The following is a 13372-nucleotide window of genomic DNA, read 5'->3' on the forward strand; positions in this document are numbered from 1 at the left end:
TTTTGATACGTCAATACCAATCACGTCTAGTTAATTTTTCATATTTTTAAATATTGTTCCTTTTTAAAAAGGAATGGTTAATATATGTTGCTATGACTATCACCTTTAATAGGAAGAGATTCCTGATATTCCAAATGGTCCTAAAGCAACCTAAGAGAGACAAGAGGACTGATACGTATAAAGGAACTGCTATTCCAAAGACCGTTTTAGTTCTCCTCTTGTTTCTTAGTAAATGCAACTAACTATTTAATTACGGTGTAAAGTAAAGGAGACCGTTGCCTGTAATGCGAAAATGAACAAATTGATAGCATATATATTAATTATTTTGATATTTGGTTGCGGAACCAAAAATCTTCATCAGAATCGGATTTACATTCAAGACGACAAACTTTACGGCGAACTTGAAAATGGACTTCCAGACAACGACACTCTTATTGAACTTAAAAACAAAAACGGAACTGTAAGCGGAATTGGAAAAATGGCAGTTTCAAAAGACAATGTAAGTGATATAAAATGCGGACTTTGGAAAGAATATGACTCTGACGGAATTTTATTATCAGAAGGAAATTATAAAATAAGCTCTTTTATCGACTGTGGAATGGGCGGAGCTTTTCGAGCTTTCTATTATTACAGAATTGGAGAATGGAAATACTTTAAGAAAAACGGAGAATTGGATTTTGCACTCAATTTTGTTCCCAAAATGCACCACGTTGATACTAGATGTGAGGGCGGAGACAATATGATTTTCGGAATTGTAGATACAATTCCGCTAAACTATTGGGACAAAGTAGATGTAAACAAAATTTATGAATTACAAAAAATATCTTTTACAGATTCATATGCGACAACGACAATAATTCCCCTGAATGGAAAAATATATTACGAAACAGAAACTGACTTATAAAAGATAAAGCACTACAGGCAACACCGGCTATAGTTCATTGCTTCCGACTTTCCTCTCGGAAAGTCCTCGCAAATTTGCTATCTTCGGTTTACGGCGGAAAATCCTCGCGGATTTTCACGCAAAGAAACCATAGCCAAACACGTTGTAGCCAATGCGAACGGAACGATAACCAGACCAATCTGAAAAATGAACGGAAGACCAAAAATTAAAATAAAACCAACCAAAACCGATAAAACATTGGAAATTATCGGATTATTTTTACTTGTCGGTTTTTGGTGTATGACAATTATAAACTACACCAAATTACCTGAAGTTATTCCAACACATTATAATGGAATGGGAGAAGCTGATGGTTTTGGTGGAAAAGTTAACATTCTGATTTTACCTATTATTGCAACTATTCTTTTCATCGGACTAACAAAACTCAACAAATATCCGCACCTATTTAATTTTCCGACTAAAATAACTCCAGAAAACGCACTTGAACAATATACGAATGCAACAAGAATGATGCGAATTTTAAAATTGGTCATAGTCGTGATATTCGGATTAATTGGATTTCAAACAATCCGATTTGCCAATGGACAAATTAATGGTTTGGGAAAATGGTTTTTACCAATGACAATGGGACTAATTTTCATACCGCTGATTTACTTTATTGCAAAATCATTTAAAAGAAACAAATGACAAATTAGTGAAAAAGCACTGGCTACACCAATGTATAACCGCAATTACGGCAGATTCGACTATCCTACGGCTACGCTCATGACAGGCTGAATCCACTCGGAATTGCTAACGCTAATGTTTAACCAAAAATCAAGTAACTTTAAATCCGTAACTGACGGTTATATAAGACTGTTACCTGCAAGCTGAATAAAATGTCGAACTACGATAAAATATATGTAATTGGAGACGCGCTTTCTAATCGGCCATTTAGAGGCGTAATTGAAAAATATGATTTGGCTGAACCTAATATTTCTCGAGGAGAAAAGAAATTAGATGAAGTCGTTCGCGTCAAACATTCAATGGGTGGAAACACTCTTTATAATTTCATTTGGACAACTAATGCATATCCAATGATAGTGAGCAAAAAAGTAATTGAATTATTTAAATCAAACGGAATTACAGGCTGGAAAACTTATGATGTTGAAATCTACTCTAAAAAGGATGAATTTATCGACCAAAAATATTATGGATTGATTATAATCGGACGTTGCGGATATCTTGATTATTCAAAGAATTCAATAGTAATAGATAAAATCGGAATTACAACAGAACCACATTCAAAAGGGTTTTATTTCAAAGACGATTATTGGGATGGTTCTGACTTGTTTATGTGTAAACCAAATAAAGATGGAGAATCTAATATGTTTAGGTTTTGCACACAGAAAGTTGCTGATTTAATTAAAAAAGAAAAATTAAAGAATATATCGCTTGAAAAAGCAACTGACTTCTCTATGTCAATTTCAATGTACAATATTGAACTGACTGAGGAACAAAAATTAGAAATGGAAAAAATAAAAGCCAGCAGGTAAGAATGTACAATAGCAATTTATTCACGCGTATATATATGCAAAAAGTGTTCATCGGTTGGTCCACTCGGGTCAGCAGATTCTACTACCCTACGGCTGCGCACAGGACAGGCTGAATCCACTCGGAATTGCTAACTTCTGTGCTAAAGCGAAAAACATTATCTTTAATCCCATAACTGACAGTTATAGGGGACCGTTGGCACTTATTTGAGAAAAATATGAATAATAAAAAGACTTATATATTTTTATTAATTACCATTATTTGGTCTTGGACTTTTTGGGCTATCGGTCTAAATTATCTTACAGATGGAATCAACCAAGAATCAATAGAAAAATTTTTAATATTCTTTTTTACTGGCTTATATGGACCTACAATCAGCGGAATTGTAACAGCACTTATTTTTGATGGACTGAACGGTGTGTTGAATTTATTTAAGAAAGTGTTTATTTGGAATATCCCCTTTAAAAACTATTTATACATAATACTATTACCTATATTTTTTATTCTTATCGGAATTGGATTATATAAAATATTTATTGGGGATATTGGGAGTTTTGATATAGCAGCTTTTCTTTCGATTCCAACTGTACTATGGGCTGGGCTATATGCTGGACCTTTAGGCGAGGAAATTGGATGGAGAGGTTTTTTATTACCAGAGTTACAAAAAAAATATTCGAACTTAAAAAGTGCAATCATAATTGGAGTTATATGGTTTATTTGGCATATTCCACTTTGGTGGGCACCATTTGGTACTTTAGTTAGTGGAGAATCAATTTCTTTTTTACCCGTGATTACATATTTTATTATGCTAATGTGTTTATCAATAATAATAACTTGGTTAGTAATTAATTCTAAAGGAAGTGTTCTGGTTGCAATCTTATTTCACTTGTCCATTAATGCAGGAATAGCCTTATTGTTTTTTCCTGAATTAAATGTGGATTTTAAGAAAGTACATTTATTATCCAGTATTGGAATGATATTATTTACTGGAATATTGATTGCAAAAAATAAATTAAAAACAAGTGTCAACAATGGCTTTAAATAATTGCTCATTCTCTCCTACTTCTGAAAATATTCGCGGTTTTTCACGCAACGAAACCATAGTCAAACAAGTTAACGAGCATATGAATAAATTTTTCACATACATACTAATTTTAGGAGTGATTGGCCAAACTTCAGGACAAAGCACGGACATTTTGATTTGGGAAAAAGATACCCTTAATCTATATTCCAACCCCTTAGAAAAGAGAACAGATTGGGAGAAAATAAATAAGTCAATTTCAGAACAAATTCACGATTATCAATTTAATGCAAACAACGATTCAATAATTGAAATTTCACCTTTTTTTCAGAACTATAAGACAGAATGGAAACTTGAAAAAGGAAAATTATACGTGACCAAAATTACAACGTACCACGATTTAGGATTAAGACTCGATAGAATAAATAACAACAAACTTCCATTATTTGCGCACTGGCTTACTAACGAATTAGTTGTATTTGATGGCAATTGCATCGTTTGCGAATCCAACCATTCAAGAAACACCTCTGTTTATCCCAATGAATTGATACTCGAATTCAGAAAAGGAATACTTGTCAATAAGTCAGAATACCAAAACCGGATTTTAAAAAAATCTAAACTATCGGATTTAGACCCAAGTGAATATCGCGAATATTTATACAGCAAAATCAACTGGAGTGAGTTAGGTAAAATGGATAAGACTATCCAAGCCTTTGTAAGCATTCAACCTGATAGAAATGGAAAACTAAAAAAAATTGACTGGGAAAACACATATCTGATTTCAGGAAACAAGATGATTACAGATAAAAAGAATAAGTTTTTAAAAGAAGCTATCAGAATAGTCAAAAGCGTTCCTGAATGGAATGTGATTCTAAGATGCGAAGAGATTATGAACCAAGGCTTAACGATTGTTTTTAGCCAAGAAATGAAAGAAAAATACGCTCGCTAAAAATGGCGATAAGTAATTGCTTATTCTCGCCTCCTTCTAAAAATCCTCGCGGATTTTATATTCGGTTTTTATTAGCTAAATTTAATACATAAAACACGCAACAAACCATACACAAATACTGTTGGCGATAATTATAAACAATGAAAATAAGAGAAATTATTACCTTACTGCTTCTGGTTTTGACTTCCACTTTATTATTGGGTCAGAATAGCAGTAGTACTTCTATAAATAATACAATCCTCTTTAGAATAACTAACCCACACTCGACCAAGACTTCATATCTGTTTGGAACTCATCACGCTTTTGGTAAAACTTTTTTTGATTCATTAACCAATGCCAACATAGCATTAGAATCTTGCGACTTATTAATAAAAGAAAACCTGAACATTCCAGGGAAAATGGCTGAGGATATTATTAATCTAAGGAATACAAAAACCAAGTGGAAAAAATATTTAAGCAAAACCGACTTGAGTTTCATTAAAGTCCTCTTCGCCACTAGTCCTACTGATTATAACAAAATGACACCAACCGAAATGTATGTTTTTCTAAACAGATATTTTAAACAAAAAGTATGTTTAAACAAAAGCGCCAATGACACTTCTCTCTCTTTAGATGACTATATAAGCACCAAGGCAGTTGAAAAAAATATTGAACGCTATGGCCTTGAAACAACCAAAGAACAAATAAATCTAATAAATAAAGATGTTGAGGGAATGCCAAGAAAAATACATAGAAGAAGACTTGCTAATATTATTGATAAGATTCGTTCCAAAGATTCAAGTTATTGTGAAGAAACTGATTGGTATTCCAATATGGAAATTGACTATCAACTAAATGCACCTTGTAGAAATACACTTGTACTAACTGATAGAAACAATAAATGGATTAAGCCCATTAACGACTTTCTTGAAAAGAAGAATTGTTTTATTGCAGTTGGATTGAGTCATTTAATGTACAAATGTGGACTGATAAATCAATTAAAAGAATTAGGATATACCATTACACCTATAGAAATAAAATAAAACTACCACAAACAATGAGGACAGACTAAATCCACTTGGAATTGCTAACTTCTGTGCTAAAGCGAAAATCACTATCTTTAATCCCGTAAACGAGACGTTACCTGTAATTATGAGAAGAATCTTTGTCATTTTGTTAATTTTTAATTGTTGTAATAATTTGAAAGAACACAGAATTAACAGAGATTTTCAAAAAATAGAAATTAATTCAAAGTCAAATAATACAAATGAAATTACTGACTCTGATTATTACAACTTTTTCAATGATGTTCTAAAGGAAAAAAGTCTTATTAGGAATAATTCGGTAGTATTTCCAGATTTAAAAACTGACTCAGAATATTGGAAAGAATATTTTAATATTATTGACTCAGGATATTGAATATCAGTATATAGAGAAAACAAAAATTTTAACTAAAAATGATATAGATTTTATATTTAAACAATACTCTGAATCAAAAGTATTACAATTAAATTTTAATAATCTTAAAATTGATTCGGTTTCAAAGACAACCTTAAATGAAATTCTTTCATTCCTAGAAAAAGATAGTTTAGATAAAGCACCAAAACACAATTATTATGGTATTTATAACATAAGCATTCCTTTTTTTTCACTAAATAAAAAATACGCATTTTTCGAGCATAGCTATTACTGTGGATTAGAATGTGGTCATAATGGAATTTTTGTTTACGAACTCATATATGAGAAATGGACAGAAATTGGAACCATTGGAATACTTGTAAAAAGTTAAAAATAACTACAGGTAATACCGTATCCTATAAAAATCACTAACCCCGTTCTTCAAAAATAATATTATTATATCAATTATCTCAATGAAGGTTTTGGGGTAATGGAAAACACCCGGTGTACTGTTCTTTTATGAATATGGGCATCGATGGTCAATTTTGACACATCAATACCGATCACGTCTAGGTAATTTTTCATATTTTTAAATATTGTTCATTTTTAAAAAGGAATGGTTAATAAATGTTGCAATGACAAATACCTTTAATAAGAAGAGATTCCTGGTATTACAAATGGTCCTAAAGCAACCTAAGAGAGACAAGAGGATTGATACGTATAAAGGAACTGCTATTCCAAAGACCGTTTTAGTTCTCCTCTTGTTTCTTAGTAAATGTAACTAACTATTTAATTACGGTGTAAAGTAAAGGAGACCGTTGCCAACAATTAGATGAAAACGTACAAACCATCAACTACTGATTTAGATAGAAAACTTGATTCCAAGATTAAGGAAAAGTTTTCTGCAAATTTTATGTCTAATGCGAAATGGAAAAAATTGATTGACGGATTAGTTGAAAACGCTGAATTAATCAAAAGAGTAAATTTCAAAAAAATTCTTGACGAAAAAATTGGCCAATTATATATCACAGCTGACTTATGTTACGATTTTGACTATTGGAGTAATGGATTTGAGGGAATGAATTCTTTAAACGGTTGGTTGCTCTACAAAGAAATTGAATGGATAAGTTTCCCTTCTGAATTTTTAGATGAGAATAATAATCTTAATTCTCAAAATATAGCGGAAATTGAAAAAATATTAAAACAAATAGGTGAATTTAGAATATCAAAAGACAGTATCGAACTGAAACTAAATTGCTATGGATAAAAATAACTGTTGGCAACAACGTTTCCTATGAAAAGCACTAGTTCAGTTCTCTAAAGTTAATATTTGTATTTCAATTATTTAATAATGATGGTTTTGGGGGAATGGAAAACACCCGGTGTACTCTTCTTTTGTGAATATGGGCATCGATGGTTAATTTTGATACATCAATACCAATCACGTCTAAGTAATTTTTCATATTTTTAAATATTGTTCCTTTTTAAAAAGGAATGGTTAATATATGTTGCTATGACTATCACCTTTAATAGGAAGAGATTCCTGGTATTCCAAATGGTCCTAAAGCAACCTAAGAGAGACAAGAGGACTGATACGTATAAAGGAACTGCTATTCCAAAGACCGTTTTAGTTCTCCTCTTGTTTCTTAGTAAATGTAACTAACTATTTAATTACGGTATAAAGTAAAGAAGACCGTTGGGCATAATTTGGGAAAACGATTATGGAATTAGAAATCGATATTAAAATTTACCTGAAATCTGCTTTTGAAAGCGGATTTAAAATTGTGGAATCAAAAGATTTAGGAATGGCTAAATTTTGCAGACTTGAATATCCGATTTTGAATATGGAAATTTGGAACGACCGATTTGACTATGACGCAACAATTGAATATAATGACCAAAAATATAATGTAATCCATCTTGCAAACTTTCTGAATGAAAAAAAAGGAAAGTACATTTTTTACGATTTCGGATTTGAAACAAGAGAAATAAATGCCAAAAGGTTTCTGACCCAACTCAACGAAATAATGATTTCGGAATTTGACATTTTTTTAGATTTCTTATTTAACTTGACAACTGAAAAGCAAGCGGAATTTGAAAAGTATTGTGAAAAAACAAATCTTGAGGCAAATGGATTTTAAATAAAAAAACTATGCCCAACACCGTATAAAAATAATTGCGGTTTTGTGCTAAAACAAAGGTAGTTGTGTGTTTGCTACATCTGATTTTCCTTCGGAAAATCCTCGCACGCAAACCCGCAACTATTCTTATACATAAACGTTGGCAACAATATGAAAAACCGAATATCATTTATATTTTTCTCTTCTATTTTGCTTTTTGCTAGTTGTGGAAAATCCGCTGAGCACCTTCTGTTGGAAGCGGAAAAATATGATGAGCTTGGACAATATGAAAAAGGAATTGAAATTTTGAATGAAGCTATACGAATTAAACCCGACTATCTCGGAGCTTATATAAATCGTGGAGCATATAAATCAAGTTTAGAAAAGTACGACCAAGCGATTTCTGACTACCAAAAAGTGTTAGAATTAGACCCTAAAAATACTTTAGCAACTTATAACATTGGAAATAGCTATCGACAAGCCGGAAATTTAAATAAAGCAAAAGAATACTATGATTTAGCTTTTCAAACCAAAGGCGGAGAATTAATAACAATCGATTACGAACCAAACAGTATTATTGAAAAAAGCTTTTACGACGTTCCAAGTGCGGAAATTTATTATAATCGTGGATTGGTTCATTACGACTTATATGACTATGAAAAAGCATATTCTGACTTTATGAATAGTCTAAAAAGTAACTATGAGCCTGCTGACAATAACTATATGATTGGAGCTTGTCTATTTATGTCAGGAAATACGGAATTAGCTTGTGAACATTATAAAAAAGCAATTGAATTAGGAGATGAACTTGCAAAATCGGAATTTGAAAAGCATTGCGGAAAATAAAATACTGTTGCCAACAATGTATAACCGCAATTACGGCGGATTCGACTACCCTACGGCTGCGCTCAGGACAGGTTGCATCCACTCGGAACGTTAGTGCTTAACCGAAAAACACTACCTTTGGTTATGAAAATAAAAAACATAAAACTTATTTATTGCACTCTAATAGGTAAACTAAAAGCGGAAAAGGTGTTGATACAAACAAGTTAGCAAACATATGACCAACCAATGAAAATTCTCAAAACATTCATAGTCCTTTTTATAATTGTTAGTTGTTCGGTTAAAAAAACTGAATACCAAATAACGGTATTTGATAAAGTTTTAGGAGCGGAAAATAGCAAAACTCTGAATTCACTCGTATCTGATTTTGAAAAGGATATTATTAAAAAAATTTATCCAAACCTAAAAACAGAGAAAGCCTACAAACAATTTTTAATCGATGTGAATGAAAACAAGTTGACTTTTAGGAACAAAATTTCCTCTGAAAATAGAAAGAAATTTAACGATAGTAAATTAAAACTTGAAATCTACGAATATCCAGATTCTGTTTGGATTGAAGGCAATGATATTAAATCAAGGTTTACTTTCAAAAACGATGACGGAACAACCGACTATAGAATCGGATTTCATTCTGTAAATTTAAAAAAGAATATAGATTCATTAATAAAAGCGGAATATAAAACACCTCGAATGAATTATGTTGGTGAATATATGCAAGCCATTAATAAAATAAAAGATGAGAATGACTTTTTAAAAGCGTTTTATGATGTTAAAGAAACAGCTGGATTTATTCACCCAGAAATTATGGCTGGAATCATATTAAAGAGTAAGCCTGATTTTTCAAGCCCAATTACCAAAGGATTAATAGTAATGGAGTTTGGATATTAATAATAAATACGTTTGCTAATACCGTGTATAATTAATGGCTAGTTCGAGCTCGCTTACGAAAATCCTCGCGGATTTTCAGTTTGGTGTGTACTTGCTAAGTTAAATGCTAAACCACGCAACTGCGCATAGCCTAGACCGCTAAAAAAAAATTCGAGAATTGATTGAAACTTTTAGAAATATAGAATATCTAAAGCACGGAAACGAAAGGCAAAAACTCGCTTTTCATGAAATTAAGGAACATAAAATTTTTGAGGTACTCAAAAAATATAACCCCATTCTTACTGGTACTATTCCAATAGGAATCGATTTACCTGAAAGCGATTTAGACATTATTTGCGAATGCGAAAATCATTTTGAATTTAAAATGTATTTGACAAGGAAGTTTTCAGAAAAAAAAGATTTTAAAGTTTATTCAAAAAAGCAAAACGGAATTGAGTCAACTGTTGCAGAATTTAAAACCGATAATTTTCTGTTTGAGGTTTTTGGACAAAATATCCCAACCGAAAAACAAAACGCATATCGACATATGATTATTGAAAACAGAATTTTAAACGAAAAAGGAGTTGACTTTAAGCAGAAAATAAAAAAATTAAAATCTGACGGACTTAAAACAGAACCTGCTTTTGCCAAACTATTAGGACTGAAAGGAAACCCATATACCGAATTGTTAAAACTGGAAATAAAAACAATGGACACCAATCTATAGCCGCAATTACGGCGTCTCGAAGCTTCAGGAACCCACCCTTTGGCTACGGCTGCTCAACAAACGGATACTAAAGAAAACTACTGAATTTGATTTCTCAACAGTTGAAAAATTTCGAAAACATAACTTAAAGGCCAGATTACAGAAAAAACACCTTGACTTAATTTTAACCTTATCCATAAAAGCGACAATCAAAACCCGATATGAGCATAGTAAAAAACATACTAAAATGGTTGTTTTATTTCTTGCTCCTGCCGTTGACATATCTAATTGTTTCTCTACTACTATCTGCCATTACGGTAAATAATGATGAAGTTGATTCCCATCCGCAAAAAACCATCTACCTAAGCACAAACGGCGTGCATATAAACATAGTATTAGCAAAAGGAGATATAAATCGCTCGCTTTTGTCCGGAATAAAGCATGAGGAAACCGAAGAGTATTTGTCCTTTGGCTGGGGCGACGCCGAATTTTATCTCAACACCCCAACTTGGAATGATTTGACGTTTAAAACTGCTTTTAAGGCTTTATTTTTAAAAAGCAGCACCCTAATGCATATAACCCGTTACAAACAAAAACAAACCGATTGGATAGCCATAAAAGTAACCGAATCCGAATTAAAAAAATTAAACGCTTACCTACTGGAAACGTTTAAAACAGATGAAAACGGCCTGAAAATCAGGCTTAAAAACAAAGGGTATGCAGCAAACGATGATTTTTATAAAGCCAACGGCAGCTACTCCTGCTTTAAAACTAGCAACACGTGGGCAAATACCGGATTTAAAAAAAGCGGACTCAAAGCCTGCCTTTGGACGCCTTTCGACTTTGGGTTATTGAACAAATACGAATAAAAACGGTTGCTAAGCTTCACAATTAAGCATTGTGAAAAAGACACCTGCCCAATTGGGTTTTATGAACCTCTCCGTTTAATTTTACTTGTACCTTTGATTATAAGTTGTGATTTTCAGTTTTAAACATCTTTAAACCACGTTTCAAAATACGGGCCTACCATTGGGATGGGTTCTTTTTTTCCGTTAATGGCATTTACCAACCCCAAGACCCATAAAACCATCAAGGCAAGGCTGCCTATTGAGGATATAAACCAACCTATATAAGGCAGGAAGCTTAAAATCATCAATGCAAAGCCCGTTACCGCCAATCCCAACGACTGCCGGATATGAAAAGCTGTAAAAGCATTCTTTTTATCCTTATTGCTCACAAAAGCGATGATCAAACCTATAAGCGTGATATAGGCAATAATGGCCATGCTGTCTTTTTCTTTAACCGAAGTAGCCGGTTCTTGTGGTGTTGGTTGTTCTCTGGTGGTGTTGTTCATATTACTCATTTTATGTGTTGGTGGTTTTAATTATTTTTTTGAAACAACTAAAATGCTATGGAAGAAAGGCTTTCTTGGTCTTCCTGCAACCCAAAGTTTTGGGAAGTTTAAAAATAAGAAAGCCTAAATTCCACAGTGGTAAATAACGCTCCTCTTCGTTATTTATCTATAATGATATTGTCCAAGCCGCCATTGTCAGGACCGCTCTCAAATTCACCACGTATTGAAAATTCCGTTACGTTAGCAAGTACGGCTTTAATATCGGCTTCGGTGGCTTCAACTTCACTGTCATACTCTCCTATAAGCCAACCGTTGCCTGCGCTTATCGTTACACTATAATCGGTCCAGTCTTCACCAGGATAAGCATCTGGGCTATACACATATGTAATTTGAGTGTCACCATTTTTAAAAATTATATCACTGTTTTCAAACTGATTTGACATATCTGAATCTTGAAACAAACTAAAACTTAGTTTCGCACCATAAAACTCATTTTTGTCACCGTGATATGTTTCTGGAGCGGTAAAATACCATACCCCACCCTGTACATTGTCATCTGCATAGATGTATCCGTCCTGCACTCCTCCATCGGGCGAATAAGATGCTTCAGTGTAGCCGCCTTGGGCATCACCAGTTATTCTCCAGCCTTCAGCATTTTCTTTGAACATGCTATCTGCAATAGGTTTATCCTCGGCTTGTGGCCCTGAATCGTCATCCTTGTTACAGGCAGATAAAAGTGCCAGGCTCAGAGAGGCAATGATGATTGTATGTAGTCTAACTTTTATTCGTTTCATAATAAATTTTGTAGTTTTTTGATGTTTGTGTTGATTTTGACTGCAAATGTAACCCACCTATTTCCTGAAACAAACCCCATATAGTGGGCGTAGTAGTTTTATGAGTATACGGTTGCTTTTAATGAGCATTCAACAAATTGTGGTTTTTAGATGAAATGTAGACGGAAAAATTCATGTTGCTATTTCAGATAAGAACAGTACCGTCCCTTTAAAATGAAACTGCAGGTGTTTAATATCCTGGAGGCAAATTCACAATGAACGTTCCTGAAGCCGAAACCATTTGTCGGTCGTTGTTTTCATCTAAATAAGAAAAGGTCCCTTCAAATTCAATTTCAAGGGCAGCGAATTTTGGCACCCCTTCCCCTAAATTGACTTTTTTCCCTATGATAACTTTTGCCGTCCCAGATTCCGAAGCATATCCGATATCAGAAGATGGCTTAAACTCTATACTCGAATTACCTTCATCGTCCAAGGAAACATTGTCCCCTTGACCATTGGGATATACAAACCCTCCTACAGCTATCATATCGTTGTTTTGAAGCGAAAAACTAACCTGTGTCGTGGTATCGTCTTGATAAAACACCGATACGGCTGAAATTGCACCGTTTTCACCTTCGGTACCGTACACATTATCGATTTTGCCTGAAAAATTTTGGCCATCTACCGTAATGTTGTATTCATGAGCTGCGCCAGAAGTGTTTTCTTCTTCTTTGGGATCGTTCTTGTCCTTACTGCAACCTGACATTAAGGTAAGAAAGGCCACCACAGCGATATAAATTGTTTTGTTGATTGTTTTCATAAACTGGATTTTTTAATAGGTTGTCGTTTGTTTTTATTATTAGACAACAATACTATCCATTAAACACGGGAGCAACAACCCTCACTTAGTGTTTGGCGATACTCA

17 protein-coding genes are annotated in these 13372 nt (G+C 33.2%); 13 read left to right on the forward strand and 4 right to left on the reverse strand.

Annotated elements, in window-relative coordinates; all coding sequences use genetic code 11:
• Nucleotides 1-292 precede the first annotated feature (292 nt).
• The 8 genes from DDV96_RS12130 to DDV96_RS12175 all read left to right on the forward strand — a co-directional run bounded on the left by DDV96_RS12130 (nt 293) and on the right by DDV96_RS12175 (nt 7051).
• Entirely contained in the window at nt 293-904 is a 612-nt protein-coding gene (locus DDV96_RS12130; protein ID WP_116695033.1) for a hypothetical protein, read from the forward strand.
• Nucleotides 905-1090: 186 nt separating this feature from the next.
• Nucleotides 1091-1591, forward strand: a complete 501-nt coding sequence (locus DDV96_RS12140) for a DUF1648 domain-containing protein (protein WP_116695034.1) — start codon at nt 1091-1093, stop codon at nt 1589-1591.
• Nucleotides 1592-1782: 191 nt separating this feature from the next.
• Nucleotides 1783-2439, forward strand: a complete 657-nt coding sequence (locus DDV96_RS12145) for a hypothetical protein (protein ID WP_116695035.1) — start codon at nt 1783-1785, stop codon at nt 2437-2439.
• 215 nt (nt 2440-2654) lie between these two features.
• On the forward strand, nt 2655-3482 hold the full coding sequence (locus tag DDV96_RS12150) for a CPBP family intramembrane glutamic endopeptidase (protein ID WP_116695036.1): 828 nt from the start codon (nt 2655-2657) through the stop codon (nt 3480-3482).
• Nucleotides 3469-4407: a hypothetical protein gene (locus DDV96_RS12155; protein WP_116695037.1), complete on the forward strand. Its 939-nt coding sequence runs from the start codon at nt 3469-3471 to the stop codon at nt 4405-4407. The genes DDV96_RS12150 and DDV96_RS12155 overlap by 14 nt, the downstream gene beginning before the upstream one ends.
• Nucleotides 4408-4547: 140 nt before the next feature.
• Nucleotides 4548-5429, forward strand: coding sequence for a TraB/GumN family protein (locus DDV96_RS12160; protein WP_206074026.1), 882 nt, complete (start codon nt 4548-4550; stop codon nt 5427-5429).
• A gap of 359 nt (nt 5430-5788) precedes the next feature.
• Nucleotides 5789-6175: a hypothetical protein gene (locus DDV96_RS12170; protein ID WP_116695039.1), complete on the forward strand. Its 387-nt coding sequence runs from the start codon at nt 5789-5791 to the stop codon at nt 6173-6175.
• A gap of 441 nt (nt 6176-6616) precedes the next feature.
• Nucleotides 6617-7051 (forward strand): DUF6678 family protein, encoded by a 435-nt coding sequence (locus DDV96_RS12175; protein WP_116695040.1) that lies wholly within the window; start codon nt 6617-6619, stop codon nt 7049-7051.
• A 70-nt stretch (nt 7052-7121) separates the two neighbouring features.
• Here DDV96_RS12175 and DDV96_RS16105 read toward each other — a convergent pair whose 3' ends face one another.
• Complete coding sequence (locus DDV96_RS16105; RefSeq protein ID WP_262497876.1) at nt 7122-7247, reverse strand: hypothetical protein; 126 nt, start codon at nt 7245-7247, stop codon at nt 7122-7124.
• Nucleotides 7248-7505: 258 nt separating this feature from the next.
• Here DDV96_RS16105 and DDV96_RS12180 point away from each other — a divergent pair, with 258 nt between their 5' ends.
• From DDV96_RS12180 to DDV96_RS12200, 5 genes are all read left to right on the forward strand, one after another.
• Nucleotides 7506-7925, forward strand: a complete 420-nt coding sequence (locus tag DDV96_RS12180) for a hypothetical protein (RefSeq protein WP_116695041.1) — start codon at nt 7506-7508, stop codon at nt 7923-7925.
• 150 nt (nt 7926-8075) lie between these two features.
• Entirely contained in the window at nt 8076-8750 is a 675-nt protein-coding gene (locus DDV96_RS12185; protein WP_116695042.1) for a tetratricopeptide repeat protein, read from the forward strand.
• Nucleotides 8751-8975: 225 nt separating this feature from the next.
• The gene (locus DDV96_RS12190) at nt 8976-9635 is read left to right on the forward strand and encodes a hypothetical protein (RefSeq protein WP_116695043.1); all 660 of its coding nucleotides are present in this window, start codon (nt 8976-8978) and stop codon (nt 9633-9635) included.
• A 157-nt stretch (nt 9636-9792) separates the two neighbouring features.
• Entirely contained in the window at nt 9793-10341 is a 549-nt protein-coding gene (locus tag DDV96_RS12195) for a DUF4269 domain-containing protein (protein ID WP_116695044.1), read from the forward strand.
• Nucleotides 10342-10541: 200 nt separating this feature from the next.
• Nucleotides 10542-11189, forward strand: a complete 648-nt coding sequence (locus tag DDV96_RS12200) for a DUF2459 domain-containing protein (protein WP_116695045.1) — start codon at nt 10542-10544, stop codon at nt 11187-11189.
• A 119-nt stretch (nt 11190-11308) separates the two neighbouring features.
• On the opposite strand, the gene DDV96_RS12205 is transcribed toward DDV96_RS12200, so the two are convergent.
• From DDV96_RS12205 to DDV96_RS12215, 3 genes are all read right to left on the reverse strand, one after another.
• Nucleotides 11309-11674 (reverse strand): DUF4870 domain-containing protein, encoded by a 366-nt coding sequence (locus DDV96_RS12205; protein WP_116695046.1) that lies wholly within the window; start codon nt 11672-11674, stop codon nt 11309-11311.
• Nucleotides 11675-11832: 158 nt separating this feature from the next.
• Nucleotides 11833-12342: a laminin B domain-containing protein gene (locus DDV96_RS12210; protein ID WP_165806011.1), complete on the reverse strand. Its 510-nt coding sequence runs from the start codon at nt 12340-12342 to the stop codon at nt 11833-11835.
• Nucleotides 12343-12697: 355 nt separating this feature from the next.
• The gene (locus tag DDV96_RS12215; protein WP_116695048.1) at nt 12698-13267 is read right to left on the reverse strand and encodes a hypothetical protein; all 570 of its coding nucleotides are present in this window, start codon (nt 13265-13267) and stop codon (nt 12698-12700) included.
• Nucleotides 13268-13372 lie beyond the last annotated feature (105 nt).

Origin of the sequence: Marixanthomonas spongiae (assembly GCF_003095375.1) — a bacterium.
Lineage (GTDB): Bacteria > Bacteroidota > Bacteroidia > Flavobacteriales > Flavobacteriaceae > Marixanthomonas > Marixanthomonas spongiae.

What these genes read in the sequence shown, in the direction of transcription:
- DDV96_RS12210 (WP_165806011.1), bottom strand. Translation starts at nt 12,342, where the DNA reads ATGTTCAAAGAAAATGCTGAAGGCTGGAGAATAACTGGTGATGCCCAA.
- DDV96_RS12215 (WP_116695048.1), bottom strand. Translation starts at nt 13,267, where the DNA reads ATGAAAACAATCAACAAAACAATTTATATCGCTGTGGTGGCCTTTCTT.
- DDV96_RS12200 (WP_116695045.1), top strand. Translation starts at nt 10,542, where the DNA reads ATGAGCATAGTAAAAAACATACTAAAATGGTTGTTTTATTTCTTGCTC.
- DDV96_RS12130 (WP_116695033.1), top strand. Translation starts at nt 293, where the DNA reads ATGAACAAATTGATAGCATATATATTAATTATTTTGATATTTGGTTGC.
- DDV96_RS12145 (WP_116695035.1), top strand. Translation starts at nt 1,783, where the DNA reads ATGTCGAACTACGATAAAATATATGTAATTGGAGACGCGCTTTCTAAT.
- DDV96_RS12185 (WP_116695042.1), top strand. Translation starts at nt 8,076, where the DNA reads ATGAAAAACCGAATATCATTTATATTTTTCTCTTCTATTTTGCTTTTT.
- DDV96_RS12190 (WP_116695043.1), top strand. Translation starts at nt 8,976, where the DNA reads ATGAAAATTCTCAAAACATTCATAGTCCTTTTTATAATTGTTAGTTGT.
- DDV96_RS12205 (WP_116695046.1), bottom strand. Translation starts at nt 11,674, where the DNA reads ATGAACAACACCACCAGAGAACAACCAACACCACAAGAACCGGCTACT.
- DDV96_RS12155 (WP_116695037.1), top strand. Translation starts at nt 3,469, where the DNA reads ATGGCTTTAAATAATTGCTCATTCTCTCCTACTTCTGAAAATATTCGC.
- DDV96_RS12175 (WP_116695040.1), top strand. Translation starts at nt 6,617, where the DNA reads ATGAAAACGTACAAACCATCAACTACTGATTTAGATAGAAAACTTGAT.
- DDV96_RS12180 (WP_116695041.1), top strand. Translation starts at nt 7,506, where the DNA reads ATGGAATTAGAAATCGATATTAAAATTTACCTGAAATCTGCTTTTGAA.
- DDV96_RS12160 (WP_206074026.1), top strand. Translation starts at nt 4,548, where the DNA reads ATGAAAATAAGAGAAATTATTACCTTACTGCTTCTGGTTTTGACTTCC.
- DDV96_RS12140 (WP_116695034.1), top strand. Translation starts at nt 1,091, where the DNA reads ATGAACGGAAGACCAAAAATTAAAATAAAACCAACCAAAACCGATAAA.
- DDV96_RS12150 (WP_116695036.1), top strand. Translation starts at nt 2,655, where the DNA reads ATGAATAATAAAAAGACTTATATATTTTTATTAATTACCATTATTTGG.
- DDV96_RS16105 (WP_262497876.1), bottom strand. Translation starts at nt 7,247, where the DNA reads ATGAAAAATTACTTAGACGTGATTGGTATTGATGTATCAAAATTAACC.